Genomic DNA, 21360 nt, shown 5'->3' on the forward strand with positions numbered 1-21360 from the left:
TTCGCGGATCGCGGCGGGGGATGTCGAGAACGTGTCCGCGGCTCCGATCGTTCTGTGACGAGCGGCCGCCGCGGCCGCCCGGAACCGCGAACAAGAGGAGCACCCGTGAAGTACATGCTGCTGATCTACAACCGTCCCGGCTTCGTGGAGGAGCTGACGGAGGCCGAGCGCGAGGCGCTGTTCGGCGAGGTCGACGCGATCATGGCGGAGCTCACCGAGTCGGGGGAGATGGTGCAGGGCAACGCCCTCGCCGACGCGACCACGGCGAAGACCGTCCGGGCGAGGGACGGGCAGCCGGCCGTGACCGACGGGCCGTTCCTGGAGGCCAAGGAGCACTTCGCCGGCTACATCATGGTCGACTGCGAGTCGCAGGAGCGGGCCGTGGAGATCGCCTCGCGCTGGCCGGACGTCCGGTACGGCGGGTACATGGAGGTCCGGGCGGTCATGACCGAGGCCGGGACGGAGATGTGAGGACGCCCCCGGCCGTCGAGGACCTGCTGCGCGCGCTCGCGCCGCAGGTGCTCGGCACGCTCGTGCGGCGGCACGGCGCCTTCGACGCCTGCGAGGACGCCGTGCAGGAGGCGCTGCTGGCCGCCGCCGTGCAGTGGCCGGGGGAGGGCGTCCCGGAGAACCCCCGCGGCTGGCTGCTCACCGTGGCGACGCGGCGGCTCACCGACCAGTGGCGCAGCGAGCGGGCCCGGCGCGACCGCGAGGCGGCCGTCTTCGCGGAGGAGACCGCGCTGGCGGGCGAGGGGGCCGCGCCGGGGCCGGGGGAGGGCCGGGCGGCCGACCGGGACGACACGCTGACGCTGCTGTTCCTGTGCTGCCACCCGGCGCTGTCGCCGCCCTCGCAGGTCGCGCTGACGCTGCGCGCGGTCGGCGGGCTGACCACGGCGCAGATCGCGCGCGCGTTCCTCGTCCCGGAGGCGACGATGGCGCAGCGGGTCAGCCGCGCCAAGCAGAAGATCAAGGCGGCGGGGGCGCGGTTCGCGATGCCGCCGGCCGGGGAGCGCGACGCGCGGCTGCGGGCCGTCCTGCATGTGCTGTACCTCGTGTTCAACGAGGGCTACACGGCGTCCAGCGGGCCGGACCTGCAGCGCACCGACCTGACGGCGGAGGCGATCCGGCTGGCGCGGGGGGTGCGCGCGCTGCTGCCGGGGGACGGCGAGGTCGCGGGGCTGCTCGCGCTGATGCTGCTCACCGACGCCCGGCGCCCGGCCCGGACGGGGCGCGGCGGCCTGCTGATCCCGCTCACCGAGCAGGACCGGACGCTGTGGCGGCGGGACGCGATCGAGGAGGGCACGGCACTGATCACCGAGGCCCTCACCTGGTCGCCGCCCGGCCCGTACCAGCTGCAGGCCGCGATCGCCGCCGTGCACGCGGAGGCGCCGCGCGCCGAGGACACCGACTGGCGGCAGATCCTCGGGCTGTACCGGCTGCTGTCGCATTTGTCCCCGAACCCTATGGTCACCTTGAACGAGGCAGTGGCGCTTGCCATGGTGGACGGCCCGTCCGCCGGGCTGGAGCTGCTGCGCACCCTGGACGGCGACGCCCGGATGGCCGGACACCACCGGCTCGCCGCCGTCCGGGCCCACCTGCTGGAGATGGCCGGCGACCCGGACGCGGCGCGGGAGGCGTACCGGGAGGCGGCGCGGCGCACGACGAGCCTGCCCGAACGCCGCTACCTCGACTCCCGCGCCTCACGACTCAACGGATCCGATGGAGAAGACGATGACGACGCTTGACGTTCCCGGTGCGTCCCTCTACTACGAGGTGCGCGGGTCGGGGCCCGTTCTGCTGCTGATCTGCGGCGGAATCTACGACGCGGCGGGCTACGCCGGGCTCGCCGGGCTGCTCGCGGACCGGTACACGGTCGTGACGTACGACCGGCGCGGCAACTCGCGCAGCCCGCTGTCCGGCCCGCCGGAGCCGCAGAACGTCGCGGTGCACGCCGACGACGCGTCCCGGCTGCTCGCCGAGGTGGCGGACGGGCCCGCGTTCGTGTTCGGCAACAGCTCGGGGGCGCAGATCGCGCTGGAGCTGGCGGCGCGGCACCCCGGGCAGGTGCGCGCGCTGGTCGCCCACGAGCCGCCGCTGCTCGGCCTGCTGCCGGACGCGGCGCGCTGGGAGACGGTCATCGCGGACGTGGAGCGCGCCTACCGGGACGGCGGCGTCGGCCCGGCGATGGGGGTCTTCGGCGCCGCGATGGGCATGGGCGACGACTCGGACGACCCGGACGGCGGCTCGGACGGCGGCTCCGGCGAGGAGCAGCAGGGCGAGCCGGACCCCGAGATGCTGGAGATGTTCGCGCGCTTCGAGAAGAACACCGGGTTCTTCGTCGGCTACGAGGTGCCGGGGTTCGGGCGGCAGGTACCCGATGTCGAGGCGCTGCGCGGGTCGTCCGTCCGGATCGTGGTGGCGGCGGGGGAGCAGTCCGCCGGCGAGCCGCCGCACCGGGCCGCCCTCGCGCTGGCGGAGCGTCTCGGCACATCCGCCGAGGTGTACCCGGGCGACCACGGCGGCTTCGGCGCCGAGGCGGAGGCGTTCGCGGCCCGGCTGGACGCCGTGTTCGCCAAGGCATGACCCGGTCGCATGAGGCGATCGGCACCGGCATGACGCGAACCGCATAGGCCGATGGCATGCCGCGCGTGGCGCGATGCACGACGCGCGGCACGCCTGATCCAATAACCTGAACCTGTGAGCCTGCGCTTCTACGACACCGGCACCCGTACCGTCCGCACGTTCGAGCCCCTGGAAGAGGGCCGCGTGGGGATGTACGTGTGCGGTGCGACCCCGCAGGCGTCACCCCACATCGGCCACCTCCGCTCGGGCGTCATCTACGACGTGCTGCTGCGCTGGCTGCGCGCGTCCGGCTACGAGGTGACGTTCGCGCGCAACGTCACCGACGTCGACGACAAGATCATCGCGGTGGCGGCGGAGCAGGGCGTGCCGTGGTTCGCGATCGCCGAGGGCAACCAGCGCGTCTTCAACCAGGGCTACGACCTGCTCGGCTGCCTGCCGCCGACGGTCGAGCCGCGCGCCACCGGGCACGTCCCGGAGATGATCGTGCTGATCCGCCGGCTGATCGAGAAGGGGCACGCCTACCCCGCGGGCGGCGACGTGTACTTCGACGTCAAGTCGTGGGCGGACGAGTACGGCGCGCTGTCCAACCAGCGGCTCGACAACATGCGGTCGGCGGGCGACACCCCCAACGAGGACGCCAAGCGCGACCCGCGCGACTTCGCGCTGTGGAAGGGCGCCAAGCCGGGCGAGCCGTCCTGGGAGACGCCCTGGGGCGACGGCCGCCCCGGCTGGCACCTCGAATGCTCGGCCATGGCGACGAAGTACCTCGGCCCGGCGTTCGACATCCACGGCGGCGGCGTCGACCTGATCTTCCCGCACCACGAGAACGAGATCGCGCAGTCGCGCGCGGCCGGTGACGGCTTCGCCCGCTACTGGCTGCACAACGGGCTCCTCACCGTGGACGGCGAGAAGATGAGCAAGTCGGTGGGCAACGTGGTCCTGCTGCCCGACCTGCTGGGCAAGGCCCGTCCGGTGGAGGTGCGCTACTACCTGCTCTCGGCGCACTACCGCTCCCTGATGGACTACACGGACGCCGCCCTGGCCGAGGCCGTCTCCGCCTACCAGCGGATAGAGGGCTTCGTAACGCGCGCCGGCGAAGTGTTGGGCGACGTACCGGTGTCCTCTGTGCCGTCAGCGTTCAAGGAGGCGCTGGACGACGATCTGGGCGTCCCGCAGGCGCTGGCCGTGCTGCACGAGACCGTCCGGGACGGCAACAGCGCCCTGGCGTCCGGCGACCGGGACGCGGCGCGCGAGGCCCTCGCCTCCGTCCGGGCGATGGCGGACGTCCTCGGCATCGACCCGCTGTCGCCGCAGTGGAACCGCGCCGGCGAGGCTGACCTGCGTCCCGTCGTGGACGCGCTCGTCGCCGTCGCGCTGGAGCAGCGGCAGGCGGCGCGCAAGCGCAAGGACTACGCGTCCGCCGACGCCATCCGCGACGGCCTGGCGGAGGCCGGGATCCTCGTCGAGGACACCCCGCAGGGCCCGCGCTGGGAACTGAAACGGGACTGAGCCGGGCGATCGACGGGACTGAGGGGCGCCGCGCACCGGATAAAATCGGATGTTCGCGGGGGTTCGCCAGTGCGTCGCAGGGCGCCGTCCCGCTGAGATCTTGAGCCGCCCGGCAGCCGCGAGGGCGAGCACGCAACCGTCGCGAGGGGCGTAACCGACAATGGCCAAGCGCAAGGGCAAGGGACCCACCCCCAAGGCCGAGGACCGGCACTGGCACGCCAAGCGCCAGAAGGCCCGCGCCGTGAAGAGCTCCAAGCGCACCGGCACGCCGACGCTGGGCCCGGGCGCCCGCGCGAAGGGCGCCGCCGCGCCGTCCGCCGGGGGCCGCCCCGCCGGTGCGCGCCGCGCCAACGGCGAGGTCCCCGAGCTGGTCACCGGGCGCAACCCGGTGGTCGAGGCGCTGCGCGCGGGCGTCCCCGGCACGGCGCTGTACGTGATGTCCAGCACCGACGAGCGGGTCCGCGAGTCGATCCAGCTGGCCGCCGACCGGCGCGTCCCGCTGCTGGAGACCGGCAAGAACGAGCTCGACCGGCTGACCGACGGCGCCGTCCACCAGGGCATCGCGCTGCAGGTCAAGCCGTACCGGTACGCGCACCCCGACGACCTGCTCACCGGGTCGTCCCCGCTGGTCGTCGCGGTCGACGGGATCACCGACCCGCGCAACCTCGGCGCGATCGTCCGGTCCGCCGCGGCGTTCGGCGCGAACGGCGTCGTGGTGCCGGAGCGGCGCGCGGCCGGGGTCACCGCCGGGGCGTGGAAGTCGTCCGCCGGCACGCTCGCGACCTGCCCGGTCGCGCAGGCCACCAACCTGACCCGGCAGCTCAAGGCGTACCAGAAGGCGGGCTGCTTCGTCGCCGGGCTGGACGCCGCCGGCGGCGTGACCGTCGGCGACCTGGAGGTCGCGTCCGGGCCGTTCGTCCTGGTCGTGGGCTCGGAGGGCAAGGGGCTCAGCCGCCTGGTCGCCGAGACGTGCGACATGCTGGTGACGATCCCGATGCCGGGCAAGGCCGAGTCGCTGAACGCGGGCGTCGCGGCCGGCATCGCCCTCTACGAGGTCAGCCGCCTGCGCGCCTGATCTCCGCCGCGCCCCGGACTCGATTTCTCTCAACGGGAATAATCTCAACGTTCAGATAATTGACGTTCGCGTACCTGTTGGGATCGTCCGGTTCGAGGTGATCGTCCGTGACCGCCACCGCGGCATCCGCGACGCGGCGCAGCCGCTACGCGTCCGACCTGGCCCTGGCCGCCTTCGCGCCGGCGAGCTGGGGCACCACCTACGTCGTCACCACCACCCTGCTGCCCGCCGACCGCCCGCTGCTCGCCGCGACCCTGCGCGCCCTCCCCGCCGGGCTCGTCCTGCTCGCCGCCGGCCGCCGCCTCCCGCGCGGCGACTGGTGGTGGAAGTCGATCGTCCTCGGCATGCTGAACTTCGGCGCCTTCTTCCCGCTGATCTTCTTCGCCGCCTACCGGCTGCCCGGCGGGGTCGCCGCGACCATCGGATCCGTCCAGCCGCTGGTCGTGGCGCTGCTGTCGCTCGGCGTCCTGCGCGTCGCCCCGGCCCGCGCCGTGCTGTACTCGGCGCTCGCCGGCACCGGCGGCGTCGCGCTGCTGACGCTGACCGCCGACGCCCGCCTCGACCCGCTCGGCATCGCCGCCATGCTCACCGCGACGTCCCTGATGGCCGTCGCGATCGTCCTCGCCAAGAAGTGGGGACGCCCCGAATCACCGCTGGTCATGACGGGCTGGCAGCTCACGGTCGGCGGCCTGGCCCTGCTGCCGCTCACGCTGCTCACCGAGGGCGTCCCCGCGTCCGTCACCGGCGAGAACGTGCTGGGCTTCGCCTACCTCGGCATCGTCGGCACCGCGATCGCGTACGCGCTGTGGTTCCGCGGCATCGACCGGCTGCCCCCGACCTCGGTGTCCCTGCTCGGCCTGACCAACCCGATGGTCGCGACCCTCGCGGGCCTGCTGATCCTCGGCCAGACGCTCACGTTCTGGCAGGTCGTCGGGTTCACCATCGCGCTCGGCGCGCTGATCGCCGGCCAGTCCCTCAGCCGGAGGCCCGCACCGCCCGCGGACGCCGTCGCGGACGGGCCCGCCGCGGACGCGCCCCCGCCCGTCCCGCAGCCGGCGGGACGAGCCTGACCTCAGCGCCGCTTCCGCAAGAACGCGATCTCCACCGGATTCTCCGCCCGCTCGATGGCCGCGTCGTACGCCGCCGCGGCCTCCGCGTCCCGCCCGAGCCGCCGCAGCAGATCGGCGCGGACGGCGTGGAACAGGTAGTACCGGCCGAGGTCGAGCCCGTCCACCAGCGCCAGACCGGCCTCCGGACCCTCGACCTCGGCCACCGCCACGGCCCGGTTCAACGCCGCCACAGGGGTCGGCGCCACGGCCATCAACTGGTCGTACAACCGCAGGATCTGGACCCACCGCGTGCCCTCGGCCGCCGCGTCACTGTGGACCGCGTTGATGGCCGCCTGGATCTGGTACGGCCCCGGCCGGTCGATCTCCAAGCACCGCCGGACGAGCGCCTGCCCCTCCTCGACGAGCCCGCGATCCCACAACCGGCGGTCCTGGTCGTCCAGCAGGACGAGTTCACCGCCCCGCACCCGGGCGGCCTTCCGCGACTCGATGAGCAGCATCAACGCCAGCAGACCCAGCACCTCGGGCTCGTCCGGCAACAACTCCCGGAGCACCCGCCCCAGCCGGATCGCCTCGGCGCCCAGCTCCTCCCGGCCGCCATAGCCCTGGTTGAACACGAGATAGATGACGGCCAGCACACCGGACAGCCGCTCGGGCAGCTCCCGCTCCTCCGGCACCCGATAGGGGATCCGGGCATCGCGTATCTTCGCCTTCGCCCTGACCAGCCGCTGCGCCATCGTCTTCTCCGGCACCAGGAAGGCGCGCGCGATCTCCGCCGTCGTCAGGCCGCCGAGCAGCCGCAGCGTCAACGCCACCCGCGCCTCCTGTCCCAGCGCCGGATGGCAGCACGTGAAGATCAGCCGGAGCCGGTCGTCCGGCACGGCGCCCACCTCGACCGGCTCCAGCACCGTCATCGCCTCCGCCTGCTTGCCGGCCCGCAGCGCCTCCCGGCGCAGCCGGTCGATGGCCTTGTTCCGCGCCGTCGTGATGATCCACCCGGCCGGGCTCGGCGGCGTCCCGTCCGCCGGCCACCTCCGGACCGCCTCCGCGAACGCGTCCTGCACCGCGTCCTCGGCGACGTCGACATCGCCGAAGACCCGGACCAGGACGGCCACCGCCCGGCCGTGCTCCTCCCGGAAGACCCGGTCGATCACACCTCGCCCTGGAACGGCCGCACCTCCATCGGCAGCCCCGTCACCTTGACGAACCTGGCCGCCACCCGCAGCGCCGCGTCCAGATCCTCCACCTGGATGATCGTGATGCCGCCGATGTGCTCCTTGCCCTCGGTCCAGGGGCCGTCCGTCGCGACGCAGTCGTCCCCGCGCGGCCGCACCATGGTGCTCGCCTCGGGACCGTGGAAGCCCCGTCCGAACACCCACGACTCCTCCAGCTCCAGATCCCGCCGGATCTCCGCGATGTCCGCCATGATCTTGTCCAGCACCTTCGGCGGCGGCGGATCGCCCACCGGCTGGATCATGTTCAGCGCGTAGAGCTTCATGCTTCCTCCTCATCGCGTCCCCTACCCCGGTGACCCCGTCGTTCCCGTCGACGGCCCGCGAGCACCTCCGGACGCTCTCACCCCCTACACGAACGCCACCTCCCGAAATCGACACCCGACGCGAGAAAATCCTCCGCATGCCATCGCTAGAGTTCGGCGAGTGATCGTTTTCCGGCGGAAGCCGCTGACCGCTTTAGCGCTGGCCCTCCTGACCGTCGGCCCGGTGGCCGCCTGCGGCGCCGACACCAAGAACGCCAAAGTCGAGTGCGCGCGGACCACCATCGGCCGCGCCAAGAGCCCCTGCACGGTGACCTTCGACCGCGAAGGCCCCTCCACCGCCTCCGTCCTGGGCCGCGACGTCGAACTCCTGAACACCGAACCCGCCCGGGTCACCCTCAACGTCGCCGCCACCGGGATCACCGTCTCGCTGAACGACCGCGAGGCCCAGGAGGCCAACCTGAACATCACCATCGAATCGATCGGCAAGGAGAACGTCGTCGTCCGCTTCTCCGAAGTAGCCGCCTGACATCAGCGTCCCGCAGCGATCTCAGCCGGGGTTTCGCGCCGGAGGCACGACCTCGCCCACGGCACCCGAGGTCTCCAGCCGGACGACGGTGGGGCCGCGCTCGCACTCCCACGTGGTGACGTTGGCGAATGTCGTGTCCGCGTGGCGCCAGAGGCCCCCGTCCTGGTGGATGTGACCGAACAGGTGGAGTTTGGGACGCACTTGCCGCACCCTGGCCAGCAGGTCCGCGCAACCGTGCCGTCCGGGATAGGCGTTCGCGTCACCGATCCCCAGCGGAGGCCCGTGAGTGACGAGCACGTCGACGCCGTCCGGAATCAAGGCCCATTTCTCCGCCAGGGGACGTCCTCGGGGCAGGTTGAACGCCCACTCGTTGAACTCTGGCTGCCAGGGGCTTCCCCAGAACGTGACGCCGTCGATCTCCGTCCCGTCGTCCTCCAGGTAGCGGATGCCGCGATCGGCCAGGACGGCGCGGGCACGTGCGGGCGCGTCCATGAACATCCAGTCGTGATTCCCGGCGACGACCACCTTCGTTCGATGTGGAAGGCCGTGCATCCAGTCAGCGGCGTCCTCGAGTTCCCGAAGGTCCTTGCCGCGCCGGCACAGGTCACCCGCATGCACGAAGACATCCCCGTCGGGAACGGTGAGCTCGCGATGAAAGGTGTGCGTATCGGCAACCGCCACAATCCGCATAACCCAAGCCTACTGAGCCCGCCCCTGCCGCACCCGTGAGCAAATGGTCCTGGACGGCCACCGACCACAGTAGCAGGGCCCCCAAATCAACGGCCCGCTGAGAGATCTCGCCGGGCAACTAGTGCGCGTCGAGGCGGCTGAGCGGGACGCTGTCGAACCGCTTGCGCGAGCTCATGTTGAGCTTGGCGAAGACCTTTCTCAGGTGGTACTCCACCGTCCGGGGGCTGACGAGCAGCTGGGCGGCGACCTCGAGATTGGACTGGCCTTCGCGGGCCAGCCGGCCGATCCGCGTCCCCTGAGAAGCGAGACCGCCATAGGTGCCGACGTTGGGCCGTTCCGGCGGCTTGCAACTCGCGGCCGGCGGGCAGCGAATCGGACGAGCGATGACCACCCTGGTGGACGAATCCGAACTGAACGCCTCCGCGAAGAGACGGAAGGCGTGCCGCGGACTGCTCGACGTCAAAGGCCCCTCGCAACGATCGCGAGGAGCCTTTGACGCAGGAGCCGGCGAGGGAATGTGCCGCCGACCTCCCGCTTACAGCCACCCGTGTGCACGTGATCGGGCCGGCCTCGCCGGCCAGCCTGTCAGCCGCACCACCAGGGCTAGGAGCCCTCGGCGAGTTGCAGGCCGACCACGCCGACCACGATCAACGCGAGGAACAGCAGCCGGGCAGGCGACGTGCTCTCGCCGAACGCGATCATCCCCGCCACCGCGACGCCGACCGCGCCCAGCCCGACGAACACCGCGTACGCGGTGCCGACCGGCAGCGTCCGCAGCGACAGCGACAGCACCACAACGCTGAGCACCGCCACCGCCAGCCCGATCACGGTCGGTCCAAGCCTGGTCAGGCCGTCGGACGACTTCAGCGCCGTCGCCCACACCAACTCCATGAGCGAGGCGACCAGCAGCAGCACCCATGCCATCAGGCCGCGTACCCCCCGTCCACCGCGATCGACGCGCCGGTCACGTAGTCGCCGCCCGGGCCGGCCAGGTGCGCGACCATCGCGGCGACCTCCTCGGCGCGCCCGTACCGGCCGAGTGCCGTGAAGCCGCGCTCGAACTCGGCGTCGGGGGAGTCGGCCGGGTTCATCTCGGTGTCGGTCGAGCCGGGCTGGACCACGTTCGCGGTGATCCCGCGCGGTCCGAGGTCGCGGGCGAGGCCACGGGTGAGGCCGGTGAGCGCGGACTTGGTCATCGCGTACAGCGTCCACCCCGGGTAGGGGACGCGTTCGGCCATGCTGCTGCCGATGTTGATGATCCGTCCACCCGGGCCGAGATGGCGGACCGCCGCCTGCGCCGTCACGAACGCGGCCCGGACGTGGAGGTCGATCGTCTGGTTCAGCTCCTCGGCCGAGACGTCCTCCACGGGCCCGAACGGCGCGATCCCGGCGTTGTTGACCAGGATGTCGAGGCGTCCGAACTCGGCTGCGACCTGGTCCACGGCGCCCGCCGCCGCGGCGGGGTCGGCCGCGTCCGCCGCGATCGCCAGGCCGCGCCGGCCCGCCGCCTGGATCCCGCGGACCACGTCTGCGGCCCGCTCAGCGGCCCGCACATAGGTCACCGCGACGTCCGCGCCGTCCCGCGCGAGACGCAGCGCGATCGCGGCTCCGATACCGCGTCCGCCACCCGTGACCAGGGCCGTCCGACCCTCCAGAGCAGTAGCCATCCCAACCTCCAAGGCACTAAAAGGAATAGTTTCCGCTTAGGGAGCGTAACCGGAGCAGTCTCCGGATACAACTCCGTCAGGCTGCCGTCTGCGCCGAGAGGGGACACGAGGCGGGACCGCCAGTCGTCGGAAACCCACCCGCCGAACGCGCCGACGCCGCACTCAACCGTTGCGACCATCAACCCTCGCCCGTCCCGGGCCGGGGTCGTGACCGCCCGTAGGGCGAGACGGTGCGAGGGCCAGGTCCGCGCGGGAGCGCTCACCAACTCCCTGGACCGGGGGTCGCGAGACCCCGGCAGCGCTGATCACTGCCGAGTAGCATCCCGGTGATCGACCTTGGTAGCCAGGGAGCGTGATCATGCCTCGTCCGCCTGCACCTCCTGGAGGTCGCCCGCGGGCGATTGCGGCATTGCTGCTGTCCGCGTTCTTCTTTCTGCTGATCGGGTGCGGGGCGACGATGGTGTTCATCGGTGCTCACGACCTTTATGTGGCCGACCGGCCGATCAAGTGCGGCGGCGAAGTGATGAACCCGGACGGCCCGTACACGTGCTTCACCGGTCACGGTCCCCGCAACTACAGCGATCTCGTGAGGGAAAGACGCGCCGGACAGGATCGGGCACCGTACATGCTCGCGTTCGGGGCCTTGGCCGTGGTGATCGGTGTACCCGCCCTCAGGCGCGCTCTTCGTTACGTGGGGCGCGTCCAGCGATGGACGACCTCAGGTGAGTGGACTGTTTGAGCCTTCGTGACCCCGGTCGGGCCTGCCATTGGCCACCACGCCCGCGACGCCCCTTCAACTTCCGGGCGTCCCCGCACACGTCGTAGCTGCACAGCACGGGCACGCTGACCCGGCCATCACGCTGCGCGTCTACGCGCACGCCGTCAACGAGCAACTCGCCGAAGCGCCCACGATCTCCGCCGCCCGGATCGGCGGTGCCGCGTAGACCCTGCTGTCAGCAAGACCGCTGGCAAAAGCCCCCTTGTGGTGATCGCAAGGGGGCTTTGAGTTGGGAGCCGGCGAGGGGACTTGAACCCCTAACCTTCTGTTTACAAGATCGCCAAACGATCACTGCCGCCGTCCGAACCCGTCCGCACGCTGGGCCGATGACCTGCGCCTCATCCGAACTAGTTCACCACGATCCGAGATCATCCGTCGCCATCGCTCCCACGGTGGCTCCCAGGGAGGCACGCCGTCGATCAGTTCGCGAAGCTGGTCACGGACGACCGTGACATCGCGTCGCCTGCGATGCTGTGCGAATGACCTCCTCGCTTCCCGCAGGTTGGACGATCGAGCGAGTACGCACAGTGTCGGGTGACGACAGTGCCGCAGTGTCGCCGACGAAAAGACCCGTATTGGTTGAGGAGTGGACCGACCATCAGTCAGCTCACGAACCCGTTCCGGCAGACCGGGTCGGAACGATCATTCAGTTCGACGGCCTGTGTCTCGTCAGCATCGAAGGCGAGTGGTACATGGGCGCCCTGCAGCCGGACGGTTCCGTCGCCTGCTGGGCTTCGTACGGCGCTGACCTGCAAGAAGCCCTTCGATCTCTCTGAGGGGCCGTTCCGAACCGGGGCCGCAACAGACGAACGAACCTGTACGGAGGGTGCTCCCGCGCGCACGGCGCGCACCCCGTGACAGACGGACGCGCGCGAGAGTGCGCCCTCCGGGGCCAGGAGGGGGCTGGGGAACCACGGGGTTCCCCAGTCACGCACGCGCAGCCTCTCCGACCCAAGTGCCTCGTCGGGGGCGTCTTTGCTTTAGCCAGCCCCGTGGGACGATAGGGCCATGATCTCAACACGAAAGGCAGATGCCGCGTAAGCGGCCTGGCCAACTCCGCGTCGAGGCGTTGTCTCGGCTGCGGTTGCGAAGAGGCCCGACCGGTCAAGGTCGCGTCTCAATGGTTCCCGGCGTATCGCCTCATGGCCGCATGGTCATCGCGCGACTTGAGCGCATGTGCCTATGGCCTGGGAAGACAGCCGAGGCTCTAGACCTCTGGCGCAGCTTCGTACGGACCCCCTACCACCGCCTATATGACCCGAAGTACGTCGGATGCGGCTGCTGGGGCTGCTGCACGGACACGACAGAGGTCCGCTGGGTTCTGGAAGTCGTGGCGCACCACCTGCCACGACGCGACGCCCGTCGGCTGAGATGTGAGATCGCGAGCATCGATGAGGACTGGTGACCGGGCAGCGACGCGACCCTGAGCGGACGGTTCGCTGGCGGGCAGGCCCGGCCTCGCATCGATGCGCGGCCGGGCGTGCGCGGCCGGGGACCGGCGCCCACGCCGCACGCCCCGGCCGCGCGGGCGGCGGGCCGCGCCAACGGCGCGAGCGTCGCCGCCCCCTGACCAGGCCAAAGACCTTCTGAAGTCGGTGGAGAGTAACCGGTATGGCGGCGCGATCACCATCGCACTGGCCTATGGCCTGCGTCGTGGCGAGGTGCTCGGGCTTCGCTGGCAGAACCTCGACTGGGAAGCCGGGACGCTGCGGCTCACGCATGCGGTGAAGCGGATCAAGGAACGGGACAAGAGCAGCGCTCGGAAGACCCGCGTCGTGCTCAGTGAGCTGAAGACGGCCAAGGCGCGGCTCGCCCTCGGTGAAGCCTGGCAGGATCACGGGCTGGTCTTCCCGTCCGAGGTCGGCACGCCTACCGACCCGGACAACTTCTCGCACACCTTCTCCAAGCTCGCCAAGCGGGCGGGGCTCGGTCACTGGCATCCGCATGAGCTGCGGCACTCGGGCGCTTCGCTGATGCTGGCGCAGGGGACTCCGCTGCACGTGGTCTCCGAGATCCTCGGGCATGCGGGCATCGCGATCACGAAGGACACCTACGGGTATCTGGTCGTCGACGACAAGCGGGCGGCGGCGGAGGCCATGAGCGGCGCTTTGTTCGGCGGCTGAATCCCGTGGCTCCCACAATGGCTCCCACGGTGGTGCGAGAGGCCCCTTGCGGTGGTCGCAGGGGGCCTCTGAGCTGGGAGCCGGCGAGGGGACTTGAACCCCTAACCTTCTGTTTACAAGAGACCGGCCGACGCACGATCACCACCGTTATCGCAGGTAGAACCATGTGTGCTCGGTCGCCAGTGCCAGCAGTTGTAAGCCTCTGTTGCGGTACTTCCGTGCTGTACTTCGCGGCCTCCGCCAACCTATGGCTGGGCTCACCAGTGTTGCCGGTCGGGCCTGCTCGACTGGGTAGACGGTTTTACAGTCCCACCGCCAAACTCTCCTGACCTGCCATTTCTCTCTCGTGCCGCCAAACTTCGACCCGCATTCGGCACGCTGAGCTTCCTCGCCCACCGCGGACGGGGCCAACTGCCAACCCACCCTCGCCAGAGCAATGCGCGCTACCGACGCCGCTCGACAGTGCCCTCGGTCCCAACACGCCTTGGGGAGAGTGCGAAGCTCGACCCGCCAGCCACGCCGTCGAACTCGGGCAACCATCGTTCGTCGGCCCGTCCATCGTCCTCCAGTCGGAGACGCCGGCCGCCGACGCGCTAGACGCTCCTCAACTTCAACCACCTTCCCCATGTCGGGAGGTGCTGTCAGCTCTCGCGAATGAGTTCCGCTGTGTCGGGGGTAACCGCCTGCGTACGCCAGGGGCTCGGCCACACATGCTTGTCGTTCGGATAGCTAGCTGTGGCTCCCGCAAAGCTCACTTCGCGTTCGAACTGCGCCTGGCCGAACCAAACGTCCCCGTTGAACCGCGCACCGTCGAACCATGCGCTTCCGTTGAACCGCGCACCGTCGAACCATGCGCTTCCGTTGAACCGCGCACCGTCGAACCAGACTCCTTCATTGAATCGCGCCCCCTCAAGCCAGACCTCCCCACTGAACCGCGTCCCGTCGAATCTGGCGTCCCCGCTGAACTCCGCTCGGGCGAACCAGGCGATCCCGCTGAACTGCGCGTCGCCAAACCTGGAGTTCCTGTTGAACCGCGCACCGTCGAACCAGGCACCCCCGCTGAACCGCGCACGGCCAAACCCGGTATCTCCACTGAACCGCGCCTCTCTGAAGATGGCGTGCCCTGTGAAATGAGTGTTGGCGAAGTTAGCGTCTGTTGGGTGGCATTGGGAGAAGTCGAAGTCGATCAGCTGGGCGCCAGCGAGGTCGATGTGGATGTTGTCCCAGTAGGTAGGGCGAGGCGGTTGGTCGGTTGAGGTCTTGGTCAGGTGGCGTTTGAGGAGACGTTGGGCGGTGAGGCGGACCTGAAGTTCTTGCCTGGCTGAGTTAGTGATGGTGGGGTCGGGGTGTGCGTCGCCGGACTGTTCCTGCTGAGCCTCGTCGTGGGCTGTGGGGACTTGGAAGGGCATGCGCAGGTAGGAGCATACGACGTCGGTGACGGTCTGCCGGTAGTAGGGGTGATCTTGCGCTAGACGTTCCAGGGAGTACAGGCCGCCTAGTCGGACGGCGGCCTTGTCGTGGCCGAGCAACTCGACGGCTTGGCCGTACTCGACGTGGGCCTGGACGCGTTCGGCGCGTTCCCCTGCGGCCTCGTCGACCCGCTGGCGACGGTAGGCGGTGACCAAGGCGACCAGGGCACCGACCCCGGCGACCAGAGCGAAGACGAGTTTGAGCAACTCCAGGAGGTCTTTGGTTTCCAGCGGTTTGGGCTTGGCGTGCGGCGGTGAACCCAGAAACCACGAAAGCAACAACCACGCGGCGATCAGCGACACGATGGCGGCGGTGAAGGCGAATGTCAACGCCCCGTGGATCGGCCAGAGTCCTAGCGTCTTGTGCGCGTCCTTGACCGGTCGATACCCCGGCATCATCTTGTCTTGGCCCACATGCCCGATGCTAGAGAAATCGCATCAGCAGCGCCGTCCGGGCGAGCGGATTGCCCGCTCCTGGCCACCTGGTCGTAGACGACAAGCGCGCCGCCGCCGAGGCGATGAGTGGCGCGCTGTTCGGCGGTGAGGTCTCGTGGCTCCCACGGTGAGGCGAAAGGCCCTTTGCGATGCTCGCAGGGGCCCCTGAACTGAGAGCCAGCGAGGGAACTTGAACTCCTAACCTACTATTTACAAGCGAGATCAGCGCCGTCCAGGGGCGTCCCCACAAGTCCCCTGACCAGCGGCGCGACGCCCAGCGCGTCCACACCCGTCCAAGCTGATCCGACCCCGTTGTTAGCACCGCCGTTAGCACCCACACCCGTCCCGGAGGGTGCGCCCGCGCGAACGGCGAGACGGTGTGACAGCCCGCTTCACGGGGGCGTGCCCTCCGGCCCGCGGGGGCTGGGGGCCGCGAGGCCAATGCAGTTGCGTTAGCTGGGTTGGGGTGCTGGTGAGGGGCGGATGCTCGTTGCGGGGCGCACGATCGCGCGAACGATCGTCAGGTGTGACGGGGCGTTGCGCGCGATCGTGTGTTCCGGGTCCAGGAGGGGTTTGGGGAACCACGGGGTTCCCCATTCGCGCTCGTCCGGCCGGGGTGGGTCACAGTCACCGTTCATGCGTGTCACGGGTCGGCCGTACCGGGCCGTAATGCCCTGGTGTTCCTTGATCGTGTTACCGGTTCTCGGGACGTGGATCGGGTTGGAGGGGCGCCGGGATGCGCCGTGAGCAGGGGCCGGACGGTTCGGGTGGGGCGTCGGTGGCTGGGACGGTCCCCGCGGCGTGAAGGGGCAGCCTGCCGCGCTGCGGGTGCGGCTCGGAGTCTTGACGACGGTGTTCCCTCCCGATCTGGTCGATGAGGTGGTGGCCAGGCACGGCCGCCTGGAGCGGCGGCGCAGGTTGCTGCCGTCGCGTCTGGTTGTCTACTTCGTGCTCGGCTTGTGCCTGTTCGCCCGGGAGTCCTATGAGGAGGTCGTCCGGCTGCTGGCCGGGGGGCTGCAGGGAAGCCGGACTCTGGCCGGGGTCAACCGGTCCTCGTTGTGCCGGGCACGGGTTCGGCTGGGTGAACAGGTCATGGAATCGCTGTTCCGGGAGGTGGCGGGCCCGCTGGCCGGGCCGGCAACGCGCGGGGCCTGGTGGCGCGGGATGCGGCTGCTGGCCATAGACGGCACCCAGTTCGATATTCCAGACTCGGTCAGCAATGGCCTGGCCTTTGACGGGCCCTCATCCAGAGGTGTTCCGTTCGGGTTTCCGCAGATCAGGGCCGTGGTTCTGTCAGAGATCGGCACGCATGGGGTGCTGGACGCGGCGATGGGCGGCTACCGGGACGGGGAACGGAGCCTGGCGCTTGACCTGGCACCCGCCACGGGTCCCGGTGACCTGGTGATCGCCGATCGGGGATTCTGGTCGGCCGAGGTCGTGGACGTCTTCACCGCGACCGGAGCCGATCTGCTGGTCAGATTGCAGTCCAACCACCTGGGCACCGCGCTGGAGGAACTCGCCGACGGGTCGGTCCTGTCCACCTCGACATGCAGCAAGAGGGTTCGGCGGCGAGCCAGAGAGCAAGGCCGGACGCCACCCGCACACATCGTCTTCCGCGTGATCAGCTACGCCGCCGGCGAGAACGTCGTCCATCTGGGCACCACGCTCATCGACCACCAGGCCTACCCGGCCGAGGAGTTGGTGGCGATCTACCGGCAGCGTTGGGAGATCGAGCTGGCCTTCGACGAACTGAAGAACCATCTCGGCCCATCCGGACCGCTGCGCTCACGCACACCCGAAGGAGCCCGCCAAGAACTCTGGGCCTTCCTCGCCGTCCATCACGCGATCCGCCGTCTCGCCCACGACGCCGCCGTCAGCACCGAGCCGGTCCTCGACACCGACCGAATCTCCTACCTGACCTGCGTACGCATCATCCGCAGAAGCATCTTCGCCCAAGCCGCGACCACCGGCACCAATCTCGCCCATGCCCTGAGCGAGGCCCTGCGTGAAGCACGCAGCCGCCTCCTGCCTCCCCGAACCGGCCGACGCCACCACCGAGCGATCAAGAAACCCAGCAGATGGCCAGTACTGCGCACCCGCGCCGGACACCGCAACGTCGCCCCAGGCCGCTGGGCCCACAACCAGACCGTCAAGAGCAAACCCCGCCGCGAAGCAGGCCGCGCGTTCACCGACACCCCACGCCCTGCCCAGCCCCAGCTACCTCCCTAAAGCAACTGCATTGGGCCGCGAGGCCCCCGCTTCGCCCACGCTCAACCACCGGAAAAGACTGTTCCTGCGGCGGATTTACAGGATGCCATGGACCCGGCGCCGCTTCCCGGCTGACCTGCACAGAATCCCGGTCAGCGCCCTCGCCGGCGTCGACGCATTCCGCGTATGTTCCGGATCTTGAAACAGGTGCCTGGGCCTGTCGGTGCCGATCTAGAAGTAGCCGAAGAAGCGATCCCACCAACTCGGCGGCCGTGGTTCGCCGCTCCACGAGGGAAGCCGGCTCGGCCCGTCGTAGCGGCGGTTCAAGAGTTCTTCGGGCACGGCGACGAATCCCGCGTCGTGTACAGCGCGTTGCACGGTGGCCAGATCTCCGCCGTCCAGATCACCGAGCGCTTGTGCCTCGTCCAGGTCGAGGTAGGCACCAGGGTTGTCTGCGGTCACCAGCGCGAGCGGCTCGAACTTGCTCACGCACACGACGATCCTCATCCCGCGCACGGTCGCTGTCGCGGGGATCTCGACACGGCCGTACTCACTGGAGTCCTGGTTGTTCCCCTCCACTGGGCAGTGGGTGCCCAAAGCACTCTCCAGGCTGGTCGCGAGACGTTTCAATGAAGCGGCAGCCTTGCTGTTGCTGTAGTCCGAGGGCCGCTCCAACCACTCGGGATCATCCAGTCGGCGTAGCAGCGCCACGAGGTCCGATTCATCTGTCGCCACCAGACCAGCCTCGCACGGCCGAGGTAACTGCAACAGCGGACCCGACGCCCTCCTCCAGCTTCGTAGAGACACCGGGGTTGTCAGCTTGGGAATAGTCTCGATCACGGCTGTTGGTACGGCTGACCTGGCGTACCGCCGTACCGCGAGTGACCGTGACTGCCCCTTGATCACCCTGCCTAATGGCCCGCTAATGGCCCGTCACCGTAGCCTCTGAACTGCGCGTTCTCTGGCCCGCTCAAGACGGCGACAGCACCCAACTCATCCGAGGGCAAGCGGACCCGGAGCGCAGGGCCGGCCACGGCCCGAGCACCGGAAGCCGCGCGGCAGCGATCGCCCCCAACCAGACAACCCACCTCAGCCACGCTGTAGCGATCGTAGGGCGCAACCATCGCCGTCTGATCCGTAGCAAGATCAACGCCGTCCACACACGTCCACATCTTCCTCTGACCTGCGAGACTGCCCTGCTCCCCGTCCAGCCCTGTGCACGTACGTCCAGGCCCGGTGTTAGCACGGGCGTTAGCACCACTGAGCCAAGAACGCACAGGCCGCCCAGCTTGGCAGTAGACATCGAGAGGTCCTCAGCTAGCACCACGGCCTCGGACGTGGCCAGCAGCGCAAGAGGTGTCTGTCATACAGGACCAGGGTACGATGTATGACATGGCCAAGCCGCTCCCAATCATCGAGCTCCCGCTGGAGTGGGACGAGGGCAACCTCGTCCACGCTCAAGCACACGGGGTGAAGAAGGAGGAGATCGAGCAGGTCGTCCGCAACGGCCACGACCTGCTTCAGTCCCGTCTGAAGGACGGGACTCCTGTTCCTGATCATTACCTCCTTGTGGGTGCGACCGATGAAGGGAGAGCGGTCACTGTCGTGATAAAATACCCGGTTACCCTGAAAAGGGAGTGGGGCGTTCAAGAGCTCGAAATGGCCAGACCAATCACCGCATACGAAACTCCAAAAAGGAGGGGATGATGATGACTGCAAAGGTTAAGAAGTTCGAAGACATGACTGAGGCCGAACGTGCAGATTGGTTCTATGAGAACCGTGCGGAACTTGCCGAGAATTCCACTCCCACCACTCTGGAGCGCGTGGTGTCCGTCCGGTTCAGCGCCGAGGACCTTGGCTCCATTGTGGAGGCAGCCGAAAAGGAAGGGCTAACGCCATCGACCTTTATTCGGATGGCCGCGATCGAGGCAGCCACGCGCTCTGACCCCGCACCAGCGTCCGTGATGTCGGCAGAGGACACGCAAGAACTCCAAGCCGACGTCAGGCGGGTCATGGAGGGGATGGCTCAGATTTCAACGCTGCTAGAGCGGCAAGGACTTAGCATCATCACGGAGAGCATGATGCGGTCAATGCCGAAGCTTCTACTGAGCAACCCGATCAAGGCAAAAGGGAAGCCAAAGAAGCCATCAAGCCATACCCGAAAGCGAGGATCTCGCAGAGAGCCAGCATCTGATCGGGGCTAGTCCAACTGCTGGGCATACGGCGCAAGCGTGAGCGTCCAGACCCGTCCCCTGACTTGCTCCGGGCAGCTTCTGCGTATCCCTGATCCCACACGTGCCCAGGATCGTCTAGGGCCGTTGTTAGCGCCCGTGTCAACACTCCCCCGCGCGGCTTTACCACGGTCCGGAGTGCACGATTGCGCGAACGGCGCGCAAGGTGTGACAGAGCGTTTCGCGCGATCGTGTGCTCCGGCTCGCAGGGGGCTGGGGGCTGCGAAGCCCCCGCTTCGACCACGTCCAGCCATCCCTTGCAGCCCACGCGTCACCTCCGCGTGTCGGTAGCAAGATCAGTAACGTCCACACCGTCAGGTCCGCCTGTCCACCGCGCATCCTCCATCGCTCAAGGCGGGACCATCGGATGTTCCAGCTCAGCCTGAGGCCTCCCTAGGGCAGTCTGAACTGTCAACAGCAATCTTGAGAATTGACTTGCGTGGACACTGGGCCACCCTCGTACCCTGTCTACCGTGGAGCAGTCATATCGCGCGGGCCCTAGCGTTGCTCTTGATCAGATGGAACTGGACCTCGACGGAGTAACGCCACTTTCCGAAGAAGAGCGAATAGCGCGATGGCTGAGGGAGCAAGAGCAAGAGACACCAGAAGTGCTCGCCGCTATTTTGATTCTGAGGGATGTTCGGAGTAGGGCAGAGCGCACCCAGAGGTGGGCCGAAATACGCTCCATCCAAGCACCTTTTCACCGGGAACATGGTTGGCTGATTCCGGGAGGAGCCGAAGTCTCCTGGCTATACGATGAGGCTGAACGCGCCTTCATCGATGGACTGTTCCTCGCGACACTACTGTGCGCTCACGCGGCATGTGAGCGAGCTCTCGCAGGATGCCTGTTGAGATACGAGGAAGAGCTCGACAGGAACTGGCTGCGTTGGGGCCTTGGGCCACTGACCAAGGCTGCGTTTGAGCGCGGTCTCATAGATGAGCAAATGAAGCAGGATCTCCAGCAGGTTACTGAGCTGCGCAAGGTCTCAGCGCACTACAAGTTTCCACTAGAGCCTAATTCTGTCTCGCGGCGAGCCTACGAGGAATTTGCGGAGACCTCCACATCTTCAGACGAGGATGCGCTCGACGCTGTCCTTAGACGGGATGCTCTCACGTCCTTCAGGGTAGCTACTGAACTACTCCGCGGTGATCAAGGCTTTGCGCGCCTTCGCTACGTGTAACGCCCTGCCGGATACTCGTAGTGCTGCCCGAGCTTCCACTTGTGACATAGCCGCTCGCTAAGTTAGAAGCGTCCCTTGTGAGGAAGGCGGACGGGCGACGCGGCGCGGCGGGACCGGACGGGACAGGCCGCATGCCCGGCGCGCCGGGGCGGGCGGCCGCCGGCGGCGCGTAGCGGCGCCCTTGAAGACGTATTGAAAGTCCTCATCCAGGAGGCTGGGGAGTGTTGTCGGGTCTCAGGACCTGCGTGACACATCGTGCTCAGGACGTGCGTGACACTTCGCCGAGTGCTGGTGGAGTTGAGCGTGGTGGAGCAGCGGTA

At 68.8% G+C, this 21360-nt stretch carries 23 protein-coding genes; 15 read left to right on the forward strand and 8 right to left on the reverse strand.

Annotated elements, in window-relative coordinates; genetic code table 11:
• Positions 1 to 114 precede the first annotated feature (114 nt).
• The 6 genes from ACGFI1_RS43675 to ACGFI1_RS43700 all read left to right on the forward strand — a co-directional run bounded on the left by ACGFI1_RS43675 (position 115) and on the right by ACGFI1_RS43700 (position 6237).
• The gene (locus ACGFI1_RS43675; protein WP_205719424.1) at positions 115 to 471 is read left to right on the forward strand and encodes a YciI family protein; all 357 of its coding nucleotides are present in this window, start codon (positions 115 to 117) and stop codon (positions 469 to 471) included.
• Positions 468 to 1745, forward strand: coding sequence for an RNA polymerase sigma factor (locus tag ACGFI1_RS43680; RefSeq protein WP_392793528.1), 1278 nt, complete (start codon positions 468 to 470; stop codon positions 1743 to 1745). The genes ACGFI1_RS43675 and ACGFI1_RS43680 overlap by 4 nt, the downstream gene beginning before the upstream one ends.
• Positions 1732 to 2583, forward strand: a complete 852-nt coding sequence (locus ACGFI1_RS43685; RefSeq protein ID WP_392793529.1) for an alpha/beta fold hydrolase — start codon at positions 1732 to 1734, stop codon at positions 2581 to 2583. The genes ACGFI1_RS43680 and ACGFI1_RS43685 overlap by 14 nt, the downstream gene beginning before the upstream one ends.
• Before the next feature lie 114 nt (positions 2584 to 2697).
• A complete protein-coding gene (gene cysS, locus ACGFI1_RS43690; RefSeq protein WP_364547342.1) occupies positions 2698 to 4092 on the forward strand; it encodes a cysteine--tRNA ligase in 1395 nt (464 codons plus the stop codon).
• 160 nt (positions 4093 to 4252) lie between these two features.
• Positions 4253 to 5167 carry a 23S rRNA (guanosine(2251)-2'-O)-methyltransferase RlmB gene (rlmB, locus tag ACGFI1_RS43695; protein ID WP_387077861.1) on the forward strand — a complete coding sequence of 305 codons (915 nt, stop codon included), beginning with the start codon at positions 4253 to 4255 and terminating at the stop codon, positions 5165 to 5167.
• A 107-nt stretch (positions 5168 to 5274) separates the two neighbouring features.
• Positions 5275 to 6237 (forward strand): EamA family transporter, encoded by a 963-nt coding sequence (locus tag ACGFI1_RS43700; protein WP_392793530.1) that lies wholly within the window; start codon positions 5275 to 5277, stop codon positions 6235 to 6237.
• A gap of 2 nt (positions 6238 to 6239) precedes the next feature.
• Here ACGFI1_RS43700 and ACGFI1_RS43705 read toward each other — a convergent pair whose 3' ends face one another.
• Together ACGFI1_RS43705 and ACGFI1_RS43710 are read right to left on the reverse strand one after the other, a co-directional pair.
• Positions 6240 to 7388: an RNA polymerase sigma factor gene (locus ACGFI1_RS43705; protein ID WP_392793531.1), complete on the reverse strand. Its 1149-nt coding sequence runs from the start codon at positions 7386 to 7388 to the stop codon at positions 6240 to 6242.
• A complete protein-coding gene (locus ACGFI1_RS43710) occupies positions 7385 to 7732 on the reverse strand; it encodes a YciI family protein (protein ID WP_392793532.1) in 348 nt (115 codons plus the stop codon). Before ACGFI1_RS43710 ends, ACGFI1_RS43705 begins: the two co-directional genes overlap by 4 nt.
• A gap of 160 nt (positions 7733 to 7892) precedes the next feature.
• On the opposite strand from ACGFI1_RS43710, the gene ACGFI1_RS43715 reads away from it, so the two are divergent.
• The gene (locus ACGFI1_RS43715) at positions 7893 to 8258 is read left to right on the forward strand and encodes a hypothetical protein (RefSeq protein ID WP_392793533.1); all 366 of its coding nucleotides are present in this window, start codon (positions 7893 to 7895) and stop codon (positions 8256 to 8258) included.
• Between the two features lie 21 nt (positions 8259 to 8279).
• Here ACGFI1_RS43715 and ACGFI1_RS43720 read toward each other — a convergent pair whose 3' ends face one another.
• The 4 genes from ACGFI1_RS43720 to ACGFI1_RS43735 all read right to left on the reverse strand — a co-directional run bounded on the left by ACGFI1_RS43720 (position 8280) and on the right by ACGFI1_RS43735 (position 10615).
• Positions 8280 to 8948 carry a metallophosphatase domain-containing protein gene (locus tag ACGFI1_RS43720; protein ID WP_392793535.1) on the reverse strand — a complete coding sequence of 223 codons (669 nt, stop codon included), beginning with the start codon at positions 8946 to 8948 and terminating at the stop codon, positions 8280 to 8282.
• Between the two features lie 118 nt (positions 8949 to 9066).
• Complete coding sequence (locus ACGFI1_RS43725) at positions 9067 to 9411, reverse strand: helix-turn-helix domain-containing protein (RefSeq protein ID WP_392793536.1); 345 nt, start codon at positions 9409 to 9411, stop codon at positions 9067 to 9069.
• Positions 9412 to 9551: 140 nt separating this feature from the next.
• Positions 9552 to 9872, reverse strand: coding sequence for a DMT family transporter (locus tag ACGFI1_RS43730; protein ID WP_386876533.1), 321 nt, complete (start codon positions 9870 to 9872; stop codon positions 9552 to 9554).
• Positions 9872 to 10615 (reverse strand): SDR family NAD(P)-dependent oxidoreductase, encoded by a 744-nt coding sequence (locus ACGFI1_RS43735; protein WP_392793537.1) that lies wholly within the window; start codon positions 10613 to 10615, stop codon positions 9872 to 9874. The genes ACGFI1_RS43730 and ACGFI1_RS43735 overlap by 1 nt, the downstream gene beginning before the upstream one ends.
• 352 nt (positions 10616 to 10967) lie before the next feature.
• Between ACGFI1_RS43735 and ACGFI1_RS43740 the strand changes: the two genes are divergently transcribed.
• From ACGFI1_RS43740 to ACGFI1_RS43755, 4 genes are all read left to right on the forward strand, one after another.
• Positions 10968 to 11354: a hypothetical protein gene (locus ACGFI1_RS43740; RefSeq protein WP_364547365.1), complete on the forward strand. Its 387-nt coding sequence runs from the start codon at positions 10968 to 10970 to the stop codon at positions 11352 to 11354.
• A 28-nt stretch (positions 11355 to 11382) separates the two neighbouring features.
• Positions 11383 to 11559 (forward strand): hypothetical protein, encoded by a 177-nt coding sequence (locus ACGFI1_RS43745; protein WP_171069189.1) that lies wholly within the window; start codon positions 11383 to 11385, stop codon positions 11557 to 11559.
• A 313-nt stretch (positions 11560 to 11872) separates the two neighbouring features.
• Positions 11873 to 12169, forward strand: coding sequence for a hypothetical protein (locus ACGFI1_RS43750; protein ID WP_364547371.1), 297 nt, complete (start codon positions 11873 to 11875; stop codon positions 12167 to 12169).
• 690 nt (positions 12170 to 12859) lie between these two features.
• On the forward strand, positions 12860 to 13516 hold the full coding sequence (locus ACGFI1_RS43755) for a site-specific integrase (RefSeq protein ID WP_392793539.1): 657 nt from the start codon (positions 12860 to 12862) through the stop codon (positions 13514 to 13516).
• A 641-nt stretch (positions 13517 to 14157) separates the two neighbouring features.
• Here ACGFI1_RS43755 and ACGFI1_RS43760 read toward each other — a convergent pair.
• Entirely contained in the window at positions 14158 to 15399 is a 1242-nt protein-coding gene (locus tag ACGFI1_RS43760; RefSeq protein WP_392793541.1) for a pentapeptide repeat-containing protein, read from the reverse strand.
• 849 nt (positions 15400 to 16248) lie between these two features.
• Between ACGFI1_RS43760 and ACGFI1_RS43765 the strand changes: the two genes are divergently transcribed.
• Complete coding sequence (locus ACGFI1_RS43765; RefSeq protein ID WP_392793549.1) at positions 16249 to 17649, forward strand: IS4 family transposase; 1401 nt, start codon at positions 16249 to 16251, stop codon at positions 17647 to 17649.
• 210 nt (positions 17650 to 17859) lie between these two features.
• Here the strand turns inward: ACGFI1_RS43765 and ACGFI1_RS43770 are convergent, their stop codons facing one another.
• On the reverse strand, positions 17860 to 18363 hold the full coding sequence (locus ACGFI1_RS43770; RefSeq protein WP_392793543.1) for a hypothetical protein: 504 nt from the start codon (positions 18361 to 18363) through the stop codon (positions 17860 to 17862).
• Positions 18364 to 19020: 657 nt separating this feature from the next.
• Here ACGFI1_RS43770 and ACGFI1_RS43775 point away from each other — a divergent pair.
• The 3 genes from ACGFI1_RS43775 to ACGFI1_RS43785 all read left to right on the forward strand — a co-directional run bounded on the left by ACGFI1_RS43775 (position 19021) and on the right by ACGFI1_RS43785 (position 21040).
• Positions 19021 to 19335: a hypothetical protein gene (locus tag ACGFI1_RS43775; RefSeq protein ID WP_392793544.1), complete on the forward strand. Its 315-nt coding sequence runs from the start codon at positions 19021 to 19023 to the stop codon at positions 19333 to 19335.
• Positions 19332 to 19832: a hypothetical protein gene (locus tag ACGFI1_RS43780; protein ID WP_392793546.1), complete on the forward strand. Its 501-nt coding sequence runs from the start codon at positions 19332 to 19334 to the stop codon at positions 19830 to 19832. Before ACGFI1_RS43775 ends, ACGFI1_RS43780 begins: the two co-directional genes overlap by 4 nt.
• Positions 19833 to 20377: 545 nt before the next feature.
• On the forward strand, positions 20378 to 21040 hold the full coding sequence (locus ACGFI1_RS43785) for a hypothetical protein (protein ID WP_392793547.1): 663 nt from the start codon (positions 20378 to 20380) through the stop codon (positions 21038 to 21040).
• The last annotated feature ends 320 nt before the right edge of the window (positions 21041 to 21360 follow it).

This window comes from Actinomadura geliboluensis, assembly GCF_043197915.1.
GTDB lineage: Bacteria > Actinomycetota > Actinomycetes > Streptosporangiales > Streptosporangiaceae > Spirillospora > Spirillospora geliboluensis.

Coding starts and splice junctions, on each gene's coding strand:
- ACGFI1_RS43785 (WP_392793547.1), top strand. CDS start 20,378: ATGGAACTGGACCTCGACGGAGTAACGCCACTTTCCGAAGAAGAGCGA.
- rlmB (WP_387077861.1), top strand. CDS start 4,253: ATGGCCAAGCGCAAGGGCAAGGGACCCACCCCCAAGGCCGAGGACCGG.
- ACGFI1_RS43775 (WP_392793544.1), top strand. CDS start 19,021: ATGGCCAAGCCGCTCCCAATCATCGAGCTCCCGCTGGAGTGGGACGAG.
- ACGFI1_RS43750 (WP_364547371.1), top strand. CDS start 11,873: ATGACCTCCTCGCTTCCCGCAGGTTGGACGATCGAGCGAGTACGCACA.
- ACGFI1_RS43755 (WP_392793539.1), top strand. CDS start 12,860: ATGCGCGGCCGGGCGTGCGCGGCCGGGGACCGGCGCCCACGCCGCACG.
- ACGFI1_RS43720 (WP_392793535.1), bottom strand. CDS start 8,948: ATGCGGATTGTGGCGGTTGCCGATACGCACACCTTTCATCGCGAGCTC.
- ACGFI1_RS43730 (WP_386876533.1), bottom strand. CDS start 9,872: ATGGCATGGGTGCTGCTGCTGGTCGCCTCGCTCATGGAGTTGGTGTGG.
- ACGFI1_RS43735 (WP_392793537.1), bottom strand. CDS start 10,615: ATGGCTACTGCTCTGGAGGGTCGGACGGCCCTGGTCACGGGTGGCGGA.
- ACGFI1_RS43710 (WP_392793532.1), bottom strand. CDS start 7,732: ATGAAGCTCTACGCGCTGAACATGATCCAGCCGGTGGGCGATCCGCCG.
- ACGFI1_RS43780 (WP_392793546.1), top strand. CDS start 19,332: ATGATGATGACTGCAAAGGTTAAGAAGTTCGAAGACATGACTGAGGCC.
- ACGFI1_RS43675 (WP_205719424.1), top strand. CDS start 115: ATGCTGCTGATCTACAACCGTCCCGGCTTCGTGGAGGAGCTGACGGAG.
- ACGFI1_RS43685 (WP_392793529.1), top strand. CDS start 1,732: ATGACGACGCTTGACGTTCCCGGTGCGTCCCTCTACTACGAGGTGCGC.